This window comes from Paucibacter sp. KBW04 (assembly GCF_003852425.1).
GTDB lineage: Bacteria > Pseudomonadota > Gammaproteobacteria > Burkholderiales > Burkholderiaceae_C > Paucibacter_A.
In genome coordinates, this window is sequence record NZ_QAJN01000004.1 from 191,273 (window position 1) to 210,365 (window position 19,093).

The following is a 19,093-nucleotide window of genomic DNA, read 5'->3' on the forward strand; positions in this document are numbered from 1 at the left end:
CACAAACGGCAGGACGAAGGAGCCCGCGCATTGGCGACAATGCGGGCATGAGCAATGCCAACCTCTTCAGCGCCCTGCGCGCCGCTTTCCCTGCCGACCTGGACGCCGTGGCGATTGAATGCGCCGATCAGCTGGGCTCCGACGGCCATGCCCTGCGCTACAGCTGGCGCGATCTGGAGCGCGGCACGGCCATGCTGGCCAATCTGCTGCTGTCTCTCGACCTGCCCGCCGGCAGCCGTATCGCCGCCCACACCGAGAAGAGTGTGGAAGCCCTGATGCTTTACCTGGCGGTGCTGCGCGCGGGATTCGTTTACCTGCCGCTCAACAACGCCTACCAGGCGGCCGAGCTGGACTACTTCATCAAGAACGCCGAGCCCGCCGTGCTGGTCTGCGCGGGCAAGAATTTTGGCTGGGCTTCCAAGCTGGCTTTTATGGCCGGCACCCAATATGTGTTCAGCCTCAACGAAGACCGGACCGGCACCTTGCTGGACCGCGCCGCCTCGCAAAGCGATCAGCACGAGATCGCGCCCAAAGAGGCGAACGAGCTGGCCGCCATCCTCTACACCAGCGGCACGACAGGGCGTAGCAAGGGCGCCATGCTCAGCCACGGCAATCTGCTCAGCAATGCCCTGACGCTGAAAGACTTGTGGGACTGGAAGCCCGGCGATGTGCTGATCCACGCCCTGCCCATCTTCCATGTGCACGGCCTCTTCATCGCCTCGCATGGCGCGCTGCTGAACGGCAGCAAGATGATCTGGTTCGCCCGCTTCGAGCCCCGCGCCGTCATCGAAAAATTCGCCGAAGCCACGGTCTTGATGGGCGTGCCAACGCTTTATGTGCGCATGCTGGCCGAAGGCGCGCTAACGCCCAAGGCCTGCGAGCATATGCGGCTCTTCATCAGCGGCTCGGCGCCCTTGCTGATAGCCACTTTTGAGGAATGGCAGGCCCGCAGCGGCCATCGCATCCTGGAGCGCTACGGCATGAGCGAGACCTTGATGCTGAGCTCCAACCCCTGCCGCGGCCTGGACGGCGAACGCATCGCTGGCACCGTCGGCCCAGCCCTGCCCGGCGTGGGCGTGCGCGTCAGCCGTGAAGATGGCCAGCCCTGCGCGGTGGACGAGATCGGCGCCATCGAGGTGCGCGGCCCCAATGTCTTCAGCGGCTACTGGCGCATGCCGGAGAAAACAGCCGAGGAATTCAGCGCCGACGGCTGGTTCAAGACCGGCGATGTGGGCCGGGTCGATGCCAACGGCTATTTCACGATTGTGGGTCGCGCCAAGGACTTGATCATCAGCGGTGGCTACAACGTCTACCCCGCCGAGATTGAAAGTTACCTCAACGAAATGGAAGGCGTGCTGGAATCGGCCGTGGTGGGCGTGCCGCATCCCGATTTTGGCGAGGCGGTGATCGCCGCCGTCGTGCCACGGCCCGGCGAGACCCTGGACGGCGAGGCCATGATCGCCACCCTGAAGCGCCAGATCGCCAACTTCAAGGTGCCCAAGCAGGTCTTTGTGTTGGCGGAATTGCCTCGCAACACCATGGGCAAGGTGCAGAAAAACTTGCTGCGCCAGCAGCACCAGGGCTTGTTTGCATGAGCACGGCACCGGCCAAGGCACTCCCCGATGATCGCTGCCCGCGCTGCGGCGGCGGCTTTCATTGCGGCGCCCAGGACGCGCGCTGCGACTGCTTTGATTTGCAGCTCAGCCAGGCCCTGCGCCAGCGCCTGAGCCAGCAGTACAGCAGCTGCTTGTGCTTGGCCTGCCTGCGTCAGCTGCAGGCCGAGGAATCTAAAGCCTAGTTCGACAACTTGAAGGCCCCCACCGCCTGCACCAGGCGCTGGGCTTGCTGATTCAGGCCCTCGGCGGCGGCGGCGCTTTGCTCCACCAGGGCGGCGTTCTGCTGCGTGGCCTGGTCCATCTGCGAGACGGCCGACTCCACATTGCTGACGCCGCTGCTTTGCTCGGCGCTGGCCACGCTGATCTCGGCCACGATATCGCTGACGTTCTTGATCGCACTGACGATCTCGCCCATGGTCTGACCCGCCTGGTTCACCAGGCCCGTACCCTGCTCCACCTGCTCGACGCTGGTGCTGATCAGGGTCTTGATCTCGCGTGCAGCCGCCGCGCTGCGGCCGGCCAGGCTGCGCACCTCGGTCGCCACCACCGCAAAACCGCGCCCCTGCTCACCCGCGCGGGCAGCTTCCACCGCCGCATTCAGGGCCAGGATATTGGTTTGAAAGGCGATGCCGTCGATGACGCTGATGATGTCGGAGATCTTGCGCGAACTGGCATTGATGCCGCTCATGGTTTCTATCACCCGCTCCATCATCTGCCCACCCTGCTGGGCCACGCCGGATGCCCCGGCCGCCAGCTGATTGGCCTGCCGCGCGTTGTCGGCGTTATTGCGCACATTGACGCCTAACTCATCCATGGTGGAAGCGGTTTGCTGCAGAGCATTGGCCTGCTGCTCGGTGCGGTTGGACAGATCTTGATTGCCTTGCGCGATTTGCACACTGGCCGTGGCCACCTCGTCGGCATTGGACTTGACCTCGCGCACGATGTCGGCGATATGGCTTTGCATGGCCGCCATCGAGCCCAGCAGCTGCTGGGTTTCGGCATTGCCCTGCGTTCGAATTTCGGAGCTGAGAATGCCCTGGGCCATGCGTTCAGCCACGGTCACCGCATGGGCCATGGGCCCGGCGATGGCACGGGTCAACCAGGTCGAGGCGGCCAGCATCAGTGCCGCAGCGGCCAGCATGGCCAGGCCCATGGCCCATTGGGTTGTGCGCACCGCCTGCTGCGCTTCCTCGTTGAGCTTCTCGCCGTTCTTCTCGATGGCTTCGCTCAGCCCCGCCATCAGCTTCTCCAACTCGCCGAAGCTGCGCTGCAAGCCCTGCGCAGACTGCTGCGCCAGCTGAATATCCGTCTTGGCGGCATTGATGACCTGCTTGGCATCGGCGCCATAGCGGCTCATGGTGGGGCGCACATTCTTCAGCGCGGCCCGGCTTTGCTCGGACAGCTGCAGCGTCTCCAGCTTGTCCAGCGCCTTTTCAAACACGGCCACATGCTCGGCCAAGTCCTTGCTGGCCTCTTCCACATGCTCGGGGTTCTTCTCCATCGCGCCCAGCAAGGCCAGCTGCGCATCGCCGCGGATGGCGTCATGCATCATGTCGGCTTCTTGGCTCAGCTGCAGGGCGCTGCCGGCCGAGATGGCGTCGTCCACGGCCGAGCCCAAACGGGCCGAGGAAAACAAACCAATGCCCCCGGTCAGCAAAGCTCCCAAGACGCCGGCCAGGCCCAAGGCGGTGATCTGCGTGCGCAATTTCATCGAGCGACTCCCTGCTACAACGGTGTCCGCAAGCCTGCTCCAGGAGCCAGCTGTGGAGAGTCCTCACTTGAACCGAAATAACCCCGCCTGTCTAGAGCGTCGTGGCTGCAAGCAACAGGAATTTTTCGCCTCTACTCCATGTTTTGAAGCCCGCCAGGAGCCGGCATAACGCAAGATCAAAGCAGTTGGGCCTGGGGCCCACAAAGGTGTTGCGGCCAGGGCTCAGACCAAGTCCCTGAAGGGACCGCTGCCAAGCCAGCGTTCGATCTGCGCTTGGCGGTCATTGCCCCAGAAGGACTCGCCGTCGATGATGAAGAAGGGCGCGCCAAACACGCCGGCGGCGATGGCGGCCTCGTTGGCAGCCTTGAGCCTGTCCTTCCACTGCGGGTCTTGCCAGGCGGCCTGTGCCGCTTCGGGGTCCAGGCCGCACTCTTGCGCCAAGGCCTTCAGCTGATTTTCGTCGTTAAGAGCCACATTGCGGGTGAAGTAGGCCCGCAAGCCGGCCTTGGCCCAAGCCACGGCGCGGGCGGGGTCCTGGGCATGCAGCCACCAGAACACGCGCGCGGCGTTCTGCGTGGCGATGGGGAAGGCGCTGGGCTGCTTATAAGGCAGGCCGGCGAAATAGGCCGAGCGGGCAAAGTCGCGCAGCACATAGTCGCGCTTGAGCGGATAGGCCACCGGAGGCTTGAGCTCGGCGGCCTGAAAGGTCACGCCCAGCAAGATGGCATGCCACTGCACCGGCCGACCATGGCGGGCGGCCACGGCCGCGATCCACTCCGAGGCGATATAGGAATAGGGCGAGGAGAAATCGAAGTAAAACTGCACGGGGCTGCGCGGCACGGCCTGCACAGCACGTTCGGGAAAGGCGGACTCGATCATGGGCCCACCTTAGTCCAATTCAGCGCCGCGCCACCCCCAGGGTTTCACCCAGGCACCCTGTGTTTCGGGGGCCAATTGGCCTGGCTGGGCGCGGCTCGCACAAGCAAGACGCGGCCCGCCCGTTCCATTGGCGCCACGGGATCAAAAAAGATGGGGATGGCCGCGCCGCTTTTGTCGAATGATCATGGCGTAGCGCAAAAAAGAAGAACGTCGTCCGCCACCGGTTTCATAAGCGGCGAGAGCGCGCAGCAGGGAGCGTCAAGAAGAAGTCGGAGCCTCGCTATGTTGACCCCTGAACTCGCCCAGATGCTGACCCAGGAAGTGGCCCAGCGCATCGACCTGCCCAAGCGGGCCATCGCCCTGGTCCTGGCCGGCGGCCGTGGCAGCCGCCTGCACCATCTGACCGACCGCCGCGCCAAGCCGGCCGTCTACTTTGGTGGCAAATTCCGCATCGTTGATTTCGCCCTGTCCAATTGCCTGAACTCCGGCATCCGCCGCGTCGGCGTCATCACCCAATACAAAAGCCACAGCCTCTTGCGCCATCTGCAGCGCGGCTGGGCTTTTTTGAAAAGCGAGATGAATGAGTTCGTCGATCTGCTGCCGGCCCAGCAGCGCATGGACGAAGAGAGCTGGTACCGCGGCACGGCCGACGCCGTCTCGCAAAACCAGGACATCCTGGACGGCTACAAGGCCGAGTACGTCGTCGTGCTGGGCGGCGACCATATCTACAAGATGAACTACGCCCTGATGCTGGCCGACCATGTGGCCAAAGGCCGCGAGTGCACGGTGGCCTGCATCGAGGTGGGGCGCGAGGAGGCCAAGGGCTTTGGCGTGATGGCGGTGGACAAGGAATGGAAGATCACCGACTTCGTCGAAAAGCCTGCCGATCCCCCCACCCTGCCCGGCCAGCCCGAGCGCTGCCTGGCCAGCATGGGGATTTACATCTTCAACGCCCAATTCCTGCGCGATGAGTTGGCCCGCGATATGGCCGACCCCAGCTCCAGCCACGACTTCGGCAAAGACATCATCCCGCGCGCCGTGCGCCTGGGCCAGGCGGCGGCTCACCCCTTCAGCATGAGCTGCGTGGGCAGCGCGCCGGACAAAGCGCCCTACTGGCGCGATGTGGGCACCATCGATTCCTACTGGGACGCCAATATCGACCTCACCGCCACCGAGCCCCTGCTCAATCTCTACGACACCCAGTGGCCGATCTGGACCTACCAGGCCCAGCTGGCCCCGGCCAAGTTTGTGCACAACCAGCCCGATCGCTGCGGCATGGCGCTGGAGTCGCTGATCTCGGGCGGCAGCATCATCTCGGGCCAGGTCTTGCGCTCGGTGCTGTTCTCCAGCGTGCGGGTGCACTCCTACAGCCGGGTCGAATGGGCGGTGCTGCTGCCCGATGTGGAGGTGGGCCGCCATGTGCGCCTGAACCGGGTGGTGGTGGACCGCGGCTGCCGCATCCCCGACGGCCTGGTCATCGGCGAGGACCCGGTGGAAGACGCCCGCCGTTTCTTCCGCACCGATAGCGGCATCACCCTGGTCACCCGCGAGATGCTGGCACGCCTGCAAGCGCCATGAACCCAAGACAAGCCCTTGCCAAGAAAGGCCAGACCATGAAAGTCCTGCAGCTCGGCGCCGAGATCTTTCCCCTGGTCAAGACCGGCGGTCTGGCCGATGTGATGGGCGCCCTGCCCCAGGCCTTGCAGGCCGCCGGCTGCGATGTGCGCCTGCTGCTGCCCGGCCTGCCCGCCGTGCTGGCCGTGGCCGAGCAAGCGCAAACCCTGTGCAGCTTCGGCCCCTTGTTCGGCGCCGCCCGCATCCGCCTGCTCAAGGCCAGGCTGCCGGGCAATCCGGTGCCCGCTTATTTGATCGACGCGCCCTACCTCTACCGGCGCGGCGGCGGCCCCTATCAGGACGAGCAAGGCCGCGCCTGGCCGGACAATCTGCAGCGCTTCGCCCTCCTGGGCTGGATGGCCGCCCACCTGGCGGCCGGTGAGCTGGACGAGGACTGGACGCCCGATCTGGTCCATGGCCATGACTGGCATGCCGGCCTGGCCGGCGCCTATATGGCCGCCCACCCCGGCACTCGCGCGGCCTCGCTCATCACCATCCATAACCTGGCATTCCAAGGCCTGTGCCCGGCCGCCGACTTTGAGCTGCTCGGCCTGCCGCGCGCCTTCATGCAACCACGCGGCATGGAGTTCCACGGCCAGCTCTCCTTTTTGAAAGCCGGCCTCGTCTATGCCCAGCGCATCACGGCCGTCAGCCCCACGTATGCACGCGAGATCGCCACCCAGGAATTCGGCTGCGGCCTGGACGGGGTGATACGCCAGCGCGGCAGCGAGGTCACAGGCATTCTCAATGGCGTGGACGAGCAGGTCTGGTCACCCCAGACCGACACCCTGATTCACAGCCGCTACGACAGCGACAGCGCGCCCAGCGGCAAGGCCGCCTGCAAGCTGGCCCTGCAGCGCGAGATGGGCTTGGCCGAGCAGGCCGAGGCCCCGCTGTTTGGCATGGTCAGCCGGCTCAGCGCGCAAAAAGGCGTGGACCTCTTGCTGGCCGCCCTGCCCGCCTTGTTGGCCGGCGGCGGCCAGCTCTTTGTGCAAGGCAGCGGCGAGGCCCAGTTGGAAGCCGGCCTGCATGCCGCTGCCGCCGCCCACCCCGGCCGGGTGGCGGTGCGCACGGTCTACGACGAGGCCCTGGCCCACCGCGTCATGGCTGGGGCCGATGTGGTGCTGCTGCCCTCACGCTTCGAGCCCTGCGGCCTGACCCAGCTCTATGCCATGCGCTACGGCGCCCTGCCCCTGGTGCGGCGCGTCGGCGGCCTGGCCGACACGGTGGTGGACGCGAGCGCCCTGGCCATCCAGCAAGAGCGTGCCACCGGCTTCCGCTTTGAAGAAGCCAGCCCACCAGCCCTCAGCTTCGCCCTGCAGCGCTGCCTCTCGGCCTATCGCCAGCCGGGCTTGTGGCGGCAGCTGCAGCGCCAGGCCATGGCCCAGCGCTTTGGCTGGGAGCAGGCGGCCCAGCAATACCTGCGCCTGTACCGCGAGCTGCTGCCCATGGCCTGATCGCGCGGCCTAAGCTGGCGGCCCGAAAGGCCCCCCCGCTGAATTGGCAGAACGCAAGCGCTGGGCCCAGGACGCCAAGCGTTAGAGTGGAGCCAATACGGTGCGGCGCGCCGTCCGCGGCCGGCCTGCGCAGGGTGGCCCTGAATTGCATGGAGTCCCCGGTATGGCGAGTGAGAAGTTCTCGTTCAAGACGCAACTCTTCGGCCTCTTGGCCCTGCTGCTGCTTTTGATGGCCAGCTCGGTCGGCGTGGCCCTGCGCTACCTCGATGTGCAGAACGACAAGAACGACTACGTCACCGATGTGGTGGCCGAGCGCGTCATCGTGGCCCAGCAGTGGATCACCAGCTTGTTGGAGTCGGCCCGCCACATCCGCAACACCTTGATCCTCGACGACCCCGCCCTGATCAGCAAGGAACTGGTCGGCTTGCGTGGGGAAATCCAGGAGCGCAAAAACCATCTGGCAGCGCTGAAGCAGCTCAGCCACGACGAGGCTTCGCGGCGCATGTTCGAGCGCATCGCCAGTGCGCGCGAGATTTACCTGCCGCTGGAGCAGGACTTCGTCCGCTTGATCGAGACCGGCCAGTTCAAGGCGGCCAAGCAGCAGCTGCTGGAGGCCGCCCGGCCCGCCCAGCTGGCCTATATCGAGCAGCTCTACAAATACATTGAGCCGGCTCACGCGCAGCTGAGAGCCGCCACGGCGGCCTCGACGGCCGAGATGGAAAGCGTGCGCCGCCAGGTCCTGGGCCTGGGCGTGTTGACGGTCTTGTTCGCCGGCCTGATCGGCTGGCGGGTGTCGCGCAACATGCTGGGCCAGCTGGGTGGCGAACCGCAGGCCGCCGTGACCTTTGCCAACCGCATCGCCCAGGGTGAACGCCATCTGACCGTGCCCGTCGCCAATGCTGACAGCCACAGCTTGATGCACGCGCTGAACGCGATGGCCAAGGCCCTGACGCAAAGCCATCTGAGCAAGGAGCGCAGCGACTGGATCAAGACCGGCCTGGCCGAGCTGAACCTGATCACCCGGCGCGAACTGCCGCCGCAGGAGCTGGGGCGCGAAGTGCTGCGCTATGTGATGCAAAGACTGCAAGCCGTGGTCGGCGCCCTGTATTTCTTCGAGGTCGGCAGCCAGGACTTGAGGCGGGTGGCGGCCGAGGGCTTGCTGGACGAGCCGGGCCAGAGCAAGCGCTTCGCACTCGGTCAGGGCCTGGTCGGCATGGCCGCCAAGAATGCCGAGCTGCAACACATCAGCCCCCTGCCCGCCGGCTATCTGCGCGCCAGCTCGGGCACCGGCGAGGCCGCACCCGCAGCCCTGCTGCTGTTGCCGCTATTCGACGCCGGTGGCCTGATCGGCCTGCTGGAGCTGGGCGCCTTCCAGCCCTTTGACGAGATGGGGCTGGAGTTCAGCGAGCTGGCCCGCGAAGGCCTGGGGATAGGCCTGGGCTCGGCCTTGTCGCGCCAGCGCACCCACGAGCTGCTGGCCACCACCCAGGCGCAGAGCGAGGAGCTGCAATGCCAGCAAGAGGAGCTGGAGCAGAACAACCAGGAACTGCAAGCCCATGCCCTGGCCCTGGAGTCGCAGCGGCGCGAACTTGATCTGCGCAATGCCGAGCTGCGTGACAGCGGTCGCGAGCTGGAATGGCGGGCCCAGGAGCTGGAGCGGGTCAGCCGCTACAAATCGGAGTTCCTGGCCAATATGTCGCATGAGTTGCGCACGCCGCTGAACAGCATGCTGATGCTCTCGGCCCTGCTGCAGGACGAGCGCGAACAAAGCTTGAGCGAGAAGCAGGGCAAGTTTGTCGGCGCCATCCATGCCGCCGGCCAGGACTTGCTCGCCCTGATCAACGACATCCTCGACCTCTCCAAGATCGAGGCCGGCCAGGTCGAGTATCTGTTCGAGCCCCACACGGTGGAAGAGTTGATCGCGCCGCTGCGCCAGATGTTCCTGCCCCTGGCCCAGCAAAAAGGCCTGCGCCTGAGTTTCAGCGTTTCGTCCCAGCTGCCCGAGCCGCTTCAGCTTGATCTACGCCGCACCCAACAGGTCTTGAAGAACTTGCTGTCCAACGCCATCAAGTTCACCCAGCAAGGCCAGGTCGAACTCAAGCTCAGCACCCTGGCCGCCGCCGACAGCCCCCTGGGGCAGGCCACGCTGGCCCTGGCCGTGAGCGACAGCGGCATCGGCATCGCGGCCGACAAGCAAGCCCTGGTTTTCGAGGCCTTCAAACAGGCCGACGGTGGCATCAGCCGCAGCTATGGCGGGACGGGCCTGGGCCTGTCCATCTCACGCCAGCTGGCGCAGGGCCTGCAGGGCAGGCTGGACCTCATCAGTCAAAGCGGCCAGGGCAGCACCTTCACGCTGCTGCTGCCTCTGCATCCCGAGCCCGCTCCCGCGCTCGAACTTGGCAAGGTGCTCGGCAAGCCGCCCACCCTGCCCTCGGCCGACGCGCAGGCGCCGAGCCCGCCAGTGCCGAGCCGCAGCAGCGCACGGGTCTTGATCGTGGAAGACCATGCAGCCGAGGCCTTTGCCTTGAGCGAGCTGCTGGGTGGGCCGGGCATGGCGATCGAGATCGCCAGCTCGGGCCAGCAAGCCCTGGACTACTTGCGCGATCGCCCGCCCTTCGACGCCCTGGTGCTGGACCTGGGCCTGGGCGATATGGCGGGCGAAGAGCTGTTGCAGCAGATCCGCAGCCAGCACAGCAAGGAAGCGCTGCCGGTGCTGGTGCACACCGGCCGCCAGCCCACGCCCAGCCAGGAGCGCAGCCTGCGCCATCTGGCCCAGGTCTTGATCGTCAAGGGCGACCACAGCCCCGCCCGCGTCCGGCAGGATTTGCAAGCCCTGTTGGCCAAGCGCCCCGGGCCGGCCGAGCCCCTCAGCGAGAACAGCGCCCGCCCCGCCTTGGCTGCACCGGGCTTGGGCGCCTTGCAGGGTCGAACCGTGCTGCTGGCGGACGACGATATGCGCAATGTGTTTGCCATCGGCAGCTTGCTGAGCTACCACGGCGTGCGCCTGATCGAGGCCGAGAACGGGCGCGAGGCCTTGAGCCTCTTGAGTGCCAACCCGCAGATCGAGCTGATCTTGATGGACATCATGATGCCGGAGATGGATGGCTACACCACCATGCGCGCCATCCGCGCCCTCGGTCCCAACAGCGCCCATCCCGAGCAAGCCCGCCTGCCCATCATCGCCATGACGGCCAAGACCATGCCCGGCGACCGCGAAGCCTGCCTGGCCGCCGGCGCCAGCGACTACATCGCCAAGCCCCTGGACAACGAGCAGCTGCTGTCCATGATGCAGGTCTGGCTGGGCCGCAGCCCGGCGCGGGCGAGCGATGACTGAGCTCAACCAGTTCCAGCCAGCCCCGGCCGCCACCGCCGAGGGCAGCGCGGGCCTGAGCGAGCTGGAGCGGGTCGAGCTGGATCTGCTGGTCCAGGGCCTGTACCGGGTGCACCGGGTGGATCTGCGCTCTTATGCGCCGGCCTCCTTGCAAAGGCGTTTGCGGCGCTGGCTGGTGTTGCAAGGCCTGCCCAGCTTCTCCGCCGCGCTGCATCCCTTGCTGCGCGATGCCGCCCTGGTCCAGACCCTGCTGCAACAAGTCACCGTGGGCGTGACCGAGATGTTCCGCGACCCCGAGGTCTTTGGGCGCCTGCGCAGCGAGGTCCTGCCGCATCTGGCCACCTCCCTGGCCATCAAGGTCTGGCATGCCGGCTGCGCCAGCGGCGAGGAGGCGTTCTCCATGGCCATCCTCTTGCGCGAGGCGGGCCTGGAGGCGCGCAGCCGCATCTACGGCACCGACATCAACGAGGCCGCGCTGGAGCGCGCCCGCCAGGGGGCCTACACGCTGGAGAGCCTGCGCCTGGCCACCCGCAACTACCAGGCCAGCGGTGGCCAGGCCTCGTTTGGCGACTATTACCGCGTCGATCAAGGTCTGGCTTTGATGGACCCCAGCCTCAAACAAAGCATGGTGTTCGCCAACCACAACGCCGTCGGCGATGCGGACTTTGGCGAGATGGACCTGATCCTCTGCCGCAATCTGCTGATCTATTACGACCGCGAGGCCAAGGCGCATTGCTTCACGCTGCTGGACCGCAGCCTGCGGGTCGGCGGCTTCCTGGTGCTGGGCGCGCAGGAGACGCTGGAGCTGCAAAGCATTGCCGGCCGTTACCAGGAACTGGCCCCGGGCTCACGCATTTACCGCAAGATCACGGCCACGCCCGCACGTTAGACTGGCCGCCGCATCCCCGCAGTCCTTGCCCACAATTGCCGATGTCCCAAGTCCAAGAACTGGTGCCCATCCTGGTCGTCGATGACCAAGCCAGCAATCTGCTGACGATGGAAGGCCTGCTCGAGAGCATGGGCCTACCCCTGCAGGTGGTCAGGGCTGAGGACGGCAACCGAGCCCTGCGTCTGTGCCTGCAACAGCCCTTCGCCCTGATCCTGCTCGATGTGCAGATGCCCGGCATGAATGGCTACGAGGTGGCCGAGTTGCTGCGCAGCCATCCCAAGACCGGCACCCTGCCGATTATTTTCGTGACCGCCGGCCTGACCAACACCCCGCATGTAATCCGGGGTTATGAGTCGGGGGCGGTGGACTATCTGCCCAAGCCCCTGGACCGCCATCTGCTGACCAGCAAGGTCCGGGTGTTTACCGAGCTATTCCAGCAGCGCCGCCAGCTGGAGCGCCACGAAGAGCATCTGGAGGCCGAGGTGAAGCGCCGCAGCGCCGAGCTGCGCGCCCTGAATGCCGAGCTTGAACACCGGGTGGAAGAGCGCAGCCAGCAGCTCAAGCAGGCCTTGCTGCGGGTGGTCGAGGCCGAACAGCATGCGGCCCTGGGCCGTATGGTGGCCGGCATTGCGCATGAGATGAACACGCCCATCGGCAATATTCTGCTGGCCTCCTCCACCCTCAGCGCGGAGCTGGGTCGCATGGCCTCGCTGCTCAAGGGCGAGCGGGTCTCACGCCAGGACCTGCTGGCCCTGGGCGAACAAGGCCATAGCGCGGCCCTGATGATTGAAAGCAATGCGCACCGCGCCGCCGCCCTGGTGAACAACTTCAAGGAGCTGGGCTCACGCTCGGAGCACGAGACCCCGACCCGCTTCAAGATCGCCAACGCCATCGAAGCCAGCCTGACGGCCATGAGCACCCAGCTGCGCGCGGCCAGGGTCAGGCTGGAGCTGGAGGTCGACGCGGACATCACCAGCCTGGGCTTCCCCGAGGCCTTGCACCGCATCATCACCCTGCTGGTCAACAACTCCCTGGTGCACGCCTTCCAGGCCCAGCTACAGCCGCCTCAGCCCTGCATACGCTTGCAGGCCGAGGCCAGAGACCAGCAGCTGCTGCTCAGCTACAGCGACAACGGCTGCGGCGTCAGCCCGGCCAATCTGCCCCGGCTGTTTGACCCCTTCTTCACCACCCGCCTGGGCCAGGGAGGCTCCGGCCTGGGCCTGAGCATCGTGCGCAAGCTGGCGGTGGAGCAGATGAAGGGCGAGGTGCGCGCCTGCACCCCCGTTGGCGGCGGCCTGCGGCTGGACTTCCGCTGGCCGCTCGATCTGAGCCTTGAGGCTTAGGCCAGGGCGCGGCCGATCAAGATCTTCTGCACCTCGGACGTGCCCTCGTAAATCTGGCAGACCCGCACATCGCGGTAAATGCGCTCAACCGGGAAGTCGCTCAGATAGCCGTAACCGCCATGCACCTGAATGGCCTCGGAGCAGACGCGCTCGGCCATCTCGGTGGCGAAGAGCTTGGCCATGGCCGCTTCCTTCAAGCAGGGCAGGCCGGCGTCCTTCAGCGAGGCCGCATGCCAGATCAGCTGGCGGGCGGCTTCGATTTGCGTGGCGATATCGGCCAGCTTGAACTGCACCGCCTGGTGGTTGAAGATGGGCTGGCCGAAGGTGACCCGATCCTTGCTGTACTTCAGGGCCGCCTCCAAGGCGGCGCGCGCCATGCCCACCGCCTGCGAGGCGATGCCGATGCGGCCGCCTTCCAGGCCCGAGAGCGCGATCTTCAGGCCCTGGCCTTCTTCGCCCAGGCGGTTGGCGGCCGGCACACGGCAGTTCTCGAACACGATCTGCGCCGTGTCGCTGGCATGCTGGCCCATTTTTTCTTCCACCCGTGCGACCTGGTAGCCGGGCGTGTTGGTGGGCACGACGAAGGCGCTGATGCCTTTCTTGCCGGCCGCCTTGTCGGTCACCGCCATGACGATGGCCACATCGCCGTTCTTGCCGCTGGTGATGAACTGCTTGACGCCGTTCAGCACATAGTCGTCCCCATCACGCACGGCGGTGGTCTTCAGGCCACCGGCTTCCGAGCCCACATGCGGCTCGGTCAGGCAGAAGGCGCCCAGCATCTCACCGCGCGCCAGCGGCTTCAGAAAGCGCTGCTTTTGATCCTCGTTGGCAAAAGCCATCAAGATGGAGCAGACCGGGCAGTTGTTGACGCTGACCACGGTGGAGGTGGCACCATCGCCCGCGCCAATTTCTTCCAGGATGATGCTGAGTGCCAGATAGTCCAGGCCCGCGCCGTCGTACTCGGTGGGCACGGCCACACCGTAACAGCCCAGCTCGGCCAAACCCTTCAGCTCGGCGGCGGGGAAGTGATGGTTCTTGTCCCACTCGGCCGCCTTGGGCGCGATCTGGTCTTGCACATAGGCGCGCACGGCGTCTTGGACGGCGCGGTGGTCTTCAGAAAGAATCATGGCGTTGTGACTCGCTGGGAGATGGAAGAAGGGTGGAGAAGTAGCAAGCCCAGGCCTTACCAGGCCAAGGCTTGCCCGTCGTAATTGAGGAAGGAGCCATTGTCTGCCGCGCTCAAGCGGCTGAGTGCGGCGCGCATGCCCGCCACACTGGTCTGCACATCGATATCGGCCTGCTCGCCGCCCATATCGGTCTGCACCCAACCGGGGTGCAGGCTGACGCAGAGGGCGCGGCCGGCGAGTTCCAGCGACAGGTCTTTCAGATAGGAATTCAGCGCGGCCTTGGAGGCGCGGTAGAGGCTGCTGCCGGCGCTGCTGCGCAAGCCCATGGAACCCATGCGCGAAGAAAGCAGGGCCAGCCTGGCCTGCGGCGCCAGGGCGTCCAAGATCTGCGGCAGCACCCGCATGGGACCCAAGACATTGGTCTGCATCACCTGGCTGAACTCGGCCTCGGTGGGCAGCTGGCGGATATTGGCTGTGCGCGGGCCAAAAACGCCGGCCACCACGGCCACCTCGTCGAATTGATAGCCATCAATCTGCCAGGCCAGGCCGGACACACTGGCCGCATCGCTGACATCCAGCTGCAGGGCCACGGCGCCCAGCTCGCGCAGGCGCTGCAAGCCGGCTTCGTCACGGGCGGTCGCGACCACCCGGCTCCCTGCCGCACGGGCCTGGCGCACCCACTCCAAACCGATGCCCCGCGAGGCGCCCACCACCAAAACACAAGTCATCGTCCGTCCTTTTGCTGCCGCATGCTGCAGGGCCAATTCTGCCCCAGGCCCATAGTCGCCCAGCGCAGGCATACTCCCGCCTCGATTGCCTCCCGTCCAAACGTTCACCCTCCATGCCATCCAAGCGCCCCGCCGCAGCCGCTGATCCCAGCACCAGGCCAAGTCTGCTGCTGCTGGGCGGCTTCGAACTGCGCAATGCGCAGGGCGAGCTGCAGAACCTGCCTTACGACAAGGCCCGTGCCCTGCTGGCCATGCTGGCCCTGCAAACCGGCCCGCTGCAGCGCGAGGCCCTGGCCGAAACCCTCTGGCCCGACTCCCCCCTGCCCCAGGCCCGCGCCAATCTGCGCCGGGCCCTGTTTGATCTGCGCCGCTGCCTGGACGGCCTGTGGCTGCAGCCCCCCGCGCTGGAGCCCCTGCCGGCCGACAAAAAACAGTTGCACCTGCGTGAGACGCTGGACCTGACGCTGGACTGCCAAGACTTCGCCCAAGCCCAGTTGGACGCCGCCACCCCCCAGCGCGAGGCCCGCCGCCAGGCCTTGCAGCAATGCCTGGCCCTCTACCGCGGCCCCTTGCTGGCCGGCCTGAACCTGAGCGAGGCCCCGGGCTTTGAGCAATGGCTGGCACCACGCCGCGAGGCCTTGCATCGCCAGGCCTTGCGCTGCCTGGAGGCCCTGGCCCAGCTGCAGGAAGAAGACGGCGACCACGCCGCCGCACTGGCCAGCGCACGTCAACACCTGGCCCTGGACCCCTGGTGCGAGGCCGCGCTGCGCCGCTGCATGCGCCTGGCCGGGCCGACCCAGACGGGCGAGGCCCTGGCCTTGTTCGAGCAATTCCGCAAACAGCTGCAGGCGGAGCTGAAAGCCCAGCCCCAAGAAGAAACCTTGGCCCTGGCCCAAGAGCTGCGCCAGGCCCAGGCCGGCCCGGCCGAGCCGTCCTTGGCGGCCAGGCCCGAGCGCCGCCGCGTCGTCGCCTTGGCCTGCGAATGGGACCTAATTGAGGCCTTGCAAGCCCAGGCCGAGGAATCCCAGGCCTCCGAGCATTTGGCTCAGCAGATGCAGCTGCAGCTGAACCAGGCACGCCAGCTCCTGCTGGCCCAGGGCGGCCATGTGCAAAGAGCCGAGGGCGGCGAGTTGCTGGCCTTCTTCGGCCACCCGCAGGCCTTGGAGCAAGCGCCGCGCCTGGCCTTGTCGGCCGCCTTGGCCTTGCTGCGCCAGCCCCGCGATCCAAGCCTGAACCTGCGCCTGGGCCTGCATGTGGGCTGGGTGCATGCCGCGCCGGAACAGGCCTCGCCAGACGGTGTGGGCGCGCTCTCGCGCCAGGCTCGCAAGCTGGCCCTGCTGGCAGAGCCCGGCCGCGCCCGCATCAGCGCGGAGTTGCAGCAACAAAGCGAGCGCCATCACCGCTTCGAGCCCGCCCTGCCCGACGGCAGCGCCCACTTGGCCGGCGAAGGCCCCGGTGCCCGCAATGAGCTGCTACGCCAACTGCTGCCCATGGTGGGCCGCGAGGCCGAGCTGGCCCAGCTGCTGCAGCAGTGGGAGCAGGCCCAGCATTCGACCCGCGCCGTCTGGTTGCAAGGCGAGCCCGGTCTGGGCAAGACCCGTTTGCTGCAAGCCTTGCGCCAGGCGCTCAGTGCCAGCCCAGCCCAGCCGCGCGTGCTGCAACTGCAGTGCCGGCCCGAGACCATGCACAGCCCCTTGCAGCCCGTCGTCGCCCTGCTGCGCCGCAGCCTGCCGCCCGATGGCAGCGCCCGCGATGCCGAGGCCGGCCTGCAAGCCCTGTTGCAAGACGCAAGCCTGGATAGCGCGCCGCACCGTGCGCTCTTGCAGCAACTGCTGCAGCTGCAAGGCGCGGCGCAAGCGCCGGTGATCGAGCCCCTGCACAAACGCCAGCTGCTGCTCTTGCTGAGCCGCTTGTTTGAACGCATGGCCGGCGGCCAACGCCAGCTGCTGATCATTGAAGACCTGCACTGGGCCGACCCCTCCACGCTGGAGCTGCTGAGCCTGCATCTGGCGGCGGCCAGCAAAGCCGCACCGGGCTTGCTCATGCTGAGTTCGCGCCAGGCCCCACCCGATGCGCTGAACACGCACCTGGGTTTGCGCCTGCATCTGCAGCCCCTGCCCGCAGAGCAGATGGCGCAGCTGATCGCCCAGCTGGCCCACGCGCCGACCAAGCCCGAGCTGCGCCGCGAGATCATGCAGCGCGCCGACGGCGTGCCCCTGTTCGCCGAAGAACTGGCCCGCTCGCTAGGCAGCGCCCGCGACGGCAGCGTGCCCGCCACCCTATGGGATCTGCTGGCCGCCCGCCTGGATCGCCTGCCCCCGCTGGCCAAGCGCCTGGCCCAGGGCGCGGCCCTGCTGGGCACCGGCTGGGAGCCCGATCTCTTGCAGGCGCTGCTCGGCCTGAGCGCGGCCCAGCTGGCTCAGGGCCTGAGCCAGCTGCAGCAAGAAGGCCTGCTGCAGTTGAGTGTGAGCGGCGTCTGGCAATTCCGCCACGCCCTGCTGCGCGAAGCGGCGCTGGAAACCCTGGCCCCGGCCGAACGCCGGGCCCTGCACCGCCGCGCCGCCGAGGCCTTGATGGGCCACTTTGCCCTGCGTGCAGCCGAAGCCCCCGAGGCCCTGGCCCGCCATCTGCACGCCGCCCAGGACCCAGCCGCCGCCCATTACTGGCTGCAAGCCGCCGAACGCGCCGCCGCCCAATCGGCACAGGTCGAGGCCTGCCATCTGTACGAGCAAGGCCTGGACGCCTTGCAATGGCCGGCGGCTGCCGATCCGGCCGATGCCACGCTGGCCGATCGCCTGCGCCCGCCCCTGCTGCTGGGCCTGGGCCACTGCCTGCTGGCCCTGCAAGGCTATGGCTCGGCGGCAGCCCGCAGCTGCTACACCCAAGCCCTGGACGCTTGCCAGCAAGCGCCCGAGCGCAGCCGGGGCCTGCGCTTTCAGGCCCTGTGGGGTTTGTGGCTGGGCAGCCGCAGCGGCCCGGGCGAAGCCCCAGCGCTTGAATTGGCGGCCGAACTGGGCCAGGTGGCCGCGCAAGATCACGATGCCGCCGCCGCGGTGCAAGCCCAATACGCCCTGGGCAATAACCTGTTCTTCGCCGGCCAGCTAGAGGCCGCTTGCCAGGCCTTGCGCGATGCCGCAGAGGCCGGCCAGCGCCTCACTCCCACCTCGCTGACCGGCCGCTACGGCGAGCATGGCGGCATCACCGCCCGCACCCTGCTCAGCTGGCCGCTGGCCCTAGCAGGCCAAACCGAGGCCGCCCAAGCCCAGGCCCGCGAAGGCCTGGCCCAGGCACGCGCCCTGGGCCATGTGCAGACCCTGGGCTTCAGCCTGGCCATCGTCGCCGTGCTGCAGCGCCATCTGCGCGAGCTGGGCCCCGCCGAGACCTTTGCCCTCGAGCTGATCGAGCTGGCCGAACGCTACGGCATGGCGCTGTGGCGGGTGGTGGGCGACCTGGTGCTGGGTTGGACGCAATGCCAGCGCGGCGAGCCCGCAGGCCTGGGGCTTATCGAAGCGGCCTGCGCCGCCTCGGCCATTGCCATGCCCAGCACCGAGGCGACGTTCATGTCCTTCTTGATCGAAGCCCAGCTGCAGCTAGGCCTGGCCGAACCCGCCCTGCAAAACATCGCACACGCCCTGCCCATGGCGCAGGAACGGCAGGAGTTCTATCTGCTTCCAGAGCTATGGCGCATGCGGGCTTTGGGCCTGCAGCTGAACCAGGCTGAGGATGCGGCGGTGAGTGCGAGTCTGGACCTGGCCCTGGCGCATGCCGAAGCTTTTGGGGCGGAGTTGCTAAGGCAGCGCTGCTTGAGCCAGCGGGCGGCTTTTCAGGCGGCAACGTGAATTAAAGATTGAATGAGTCGGGCTGAACGGCGTCGGCTCAAACAAATGGTTGGGGCTCGGTCTGGAGAAATTGACCTACCCCCTCCGGCCGTACCACTGAAGTTGAAGTCCGAGCTGAAAGTTACTTGATACCGTTCCTTGAAGCCAATGGCGGCTGGTTCTTGGCCCGTTGGCATCGAGAGGACTTGGTTGGGGGGTATTCGCCGCAAGGCTGCTGCGCGGCCTCACCTCGTTGCCTTGCCGATGTTCAGAACACTGGTCAAGAAAAGGCAAAGACCCCTAAGGGTCAGGTCTTGCCTTTGGAGCTTGAATCGGTGAGGAGTCCTTGTAGACCAGTTAGGCCCAGACATTGCACAACCAGGACATTTGCCCATTTCTCTGCTACTTGATGGCACGGCCAAACTAAGTAGCGAATAAATACAAAGAGTACAAAAAAGCCAAGGTGAATGAAATGATGAAGGATCTACGGTGCCGTGCTGGCCTTGCCGCTTTGTAGAAAACGACTATTTGGAATGGAAGACCAACTAGGCAGGCGACTGGTGCAAAAAACAAGCCGGCA

Annotated in this window: 12 protein-coding genes; 8 read left to right on the forward strand and 4 right to left on the reverse strand. The window is 66.5% G+C overall.

Translation table 11 applies throughout. The features are described from left to right. The first annotated feature begins 47 nt into the window (after window positions 1-47). Both DBR47_RS07035 and DBR47_RS07040 read left to right on the forward strand, forming a co-directional pair. Complete coding sequence (locus DBR47_RS07035) at window positions 48-1,595, forward strand: malonyl-CoA synthase (protein WP_124448344.1); 1,548 nt, start codon at window positions 48-50, stop codon at window positions 1,593-1,595. Next, a complete protein-coding gene (locus DBR47_RS07040; RefSeq protein WP_124448346.1) occupies window positions 1,592-1,798 on the forward strand; it encodes a cysteine-rich CWC family protein in 207 nt (68 codons plus the stop codon). Before DBR47_RS07035 ends, DBR47_RS07040 begins: the two co-directional genes overlap by 4 nt. Here DBR47_RS07040 and DBR47_RS25345 read toward each other — a convergent pair. Continuing rightward, entirely contained in the window at window positions 1,795-3,327 is a 1,533-nt protein-coding gene (locus DBR47_RS25345; protein ID WP_305037011.1) for a methyl-accepting chemotaxis protein, read from the reverse strand. The two genes, DBR47_RS07040 and DBR47_RS25345, sit on opposite strands and share 4 nt — an antisense overlap. Before the next feature lie 222 nt (window positions 3,328-3,549). Further along, window positions 3,550-4,206, reverse strand: a complete 657-nt coding sequence (locus DBR47_RS07050) for a 2-hydroxychromene-2-carboxylate isomerase (protein WP_231512170.1) — start codon at window positions 4,204-4,206, stop codon at window positions 3,550-3,552. A gap of 282 nt (window positions 4,207-4,488) precedes the next feature. Between DBR47_RS07050 and glgC the strand changes: the two genes are divergently transcribed. The 5 genes from glgC (at window position 4,489) to DBR47_RS07075 (ending at window position 12,840) form a co-directional block, all read left to right on the forward strand. Then, the gene (gene glgC / locus DBR47_RS07055; protein WP_370454881.1) at window positions 4,489-5,784 is read left to right on the forward strand and encodes a glucose-1-phosphate adenylyltransferase; all 1,296 of its coding nucleotides are present in this window, start codon (window positions 4,489-4,491) and stop codon (window positions 5,782-5,784) included. 35 nt (window positions 5,785-5,819) lie between these two features. Continuing rightward, complete coding sequence (glgA, locus tag DBR47_RS07060) at window positions 5,820-7,277, forward strand: glycogen synthase GlgA (RefSeq protein ID WP_124448348.1); 1,458 nt, start codon at window positions 5,820-5,822, stop codon at window positions 7,275-7,277. Window positions 7,278-7,440: 163 nt separating this feature from the next. Next, entirely contained in the window at window positions 7,441-10,611 is a 3,171-nt protein-coding gene (locus DBR47_RS07065) for a response regulator (RefSeq protein ID WP_124448350.1), read from the forward strand. Then, window positions 10,604-11,497: a protein-glutamate O-methyltransferase CheR gene (locus DBR47_RS07070; protein WP_124448352.1), complete on the forward strand. Its 894-nt coding sequence runs from the start codon at window positions 10,604-10,606 to the stop codon at window positions 11,495-11,497. The genes DBR47_RS07065 and DBR47_RS07070 overlap by 8 nt, the downstream gene beginning before the upstream one ends. Window positions 11,498-11,538: 41 nt before the next feature. Further along, complete coding sequence (locus DBR47_RS07075; protein WP_124448354.1) at window positions 11,539-12,840, forward strand: response regulator; 1,302 nt, start codon at window positions 11,539-11,541, stop codon at window positions 12,838-12,840. Here the strand turns inward: DBR47_RS07075 and DBR47_RS07080 are convergent. Beyond that, window positions 12,837-13,967: an acyl-CoA dehydrogenase family protein gene (locus DBR47_RS07080; protein ID WP_124448356.1), complete on the reverse strand. Its 1,131-nt coding sequence runs from the start codon at window positions 13,965-13,967 to the stop codon at window positions 12,837-12,839. The genes DBR47_RS07075 and DBR47_RS07080 overlap by 4 nt on opposite strands. Before the next feature lie 56 nt (window positions 13,968-14,023). Continuing rightward, a complete protein-coding gene (locus DBR47_RS07085; RefSeq protein WP_124448358.1) occupies window positions 14,024-14,695 on the reverse strand; it encodes an SDR family oxidoreductase in 672 nt (223 codons plus the stop codon). Between the two features lie 113 nt (window positions 14,696-14,808). Between DBR47_RS07085 and DBR47_RS07090 the strand changes: the two genes are divergently transcribed. Next, window positions 14,809-18,534: an AAA family ATPase gene (locus DBR47_RS07090; RefSeq protein ID WP_124448361.1), complete on the forward strand. Its 3,726-nt coding sequence runs from the start codon at window positions 14,809-14,811 to the stop codon at window positions 18,532-18,534. Window positions 18,535-19,093 lie beyond the last annotated feature (559 nt).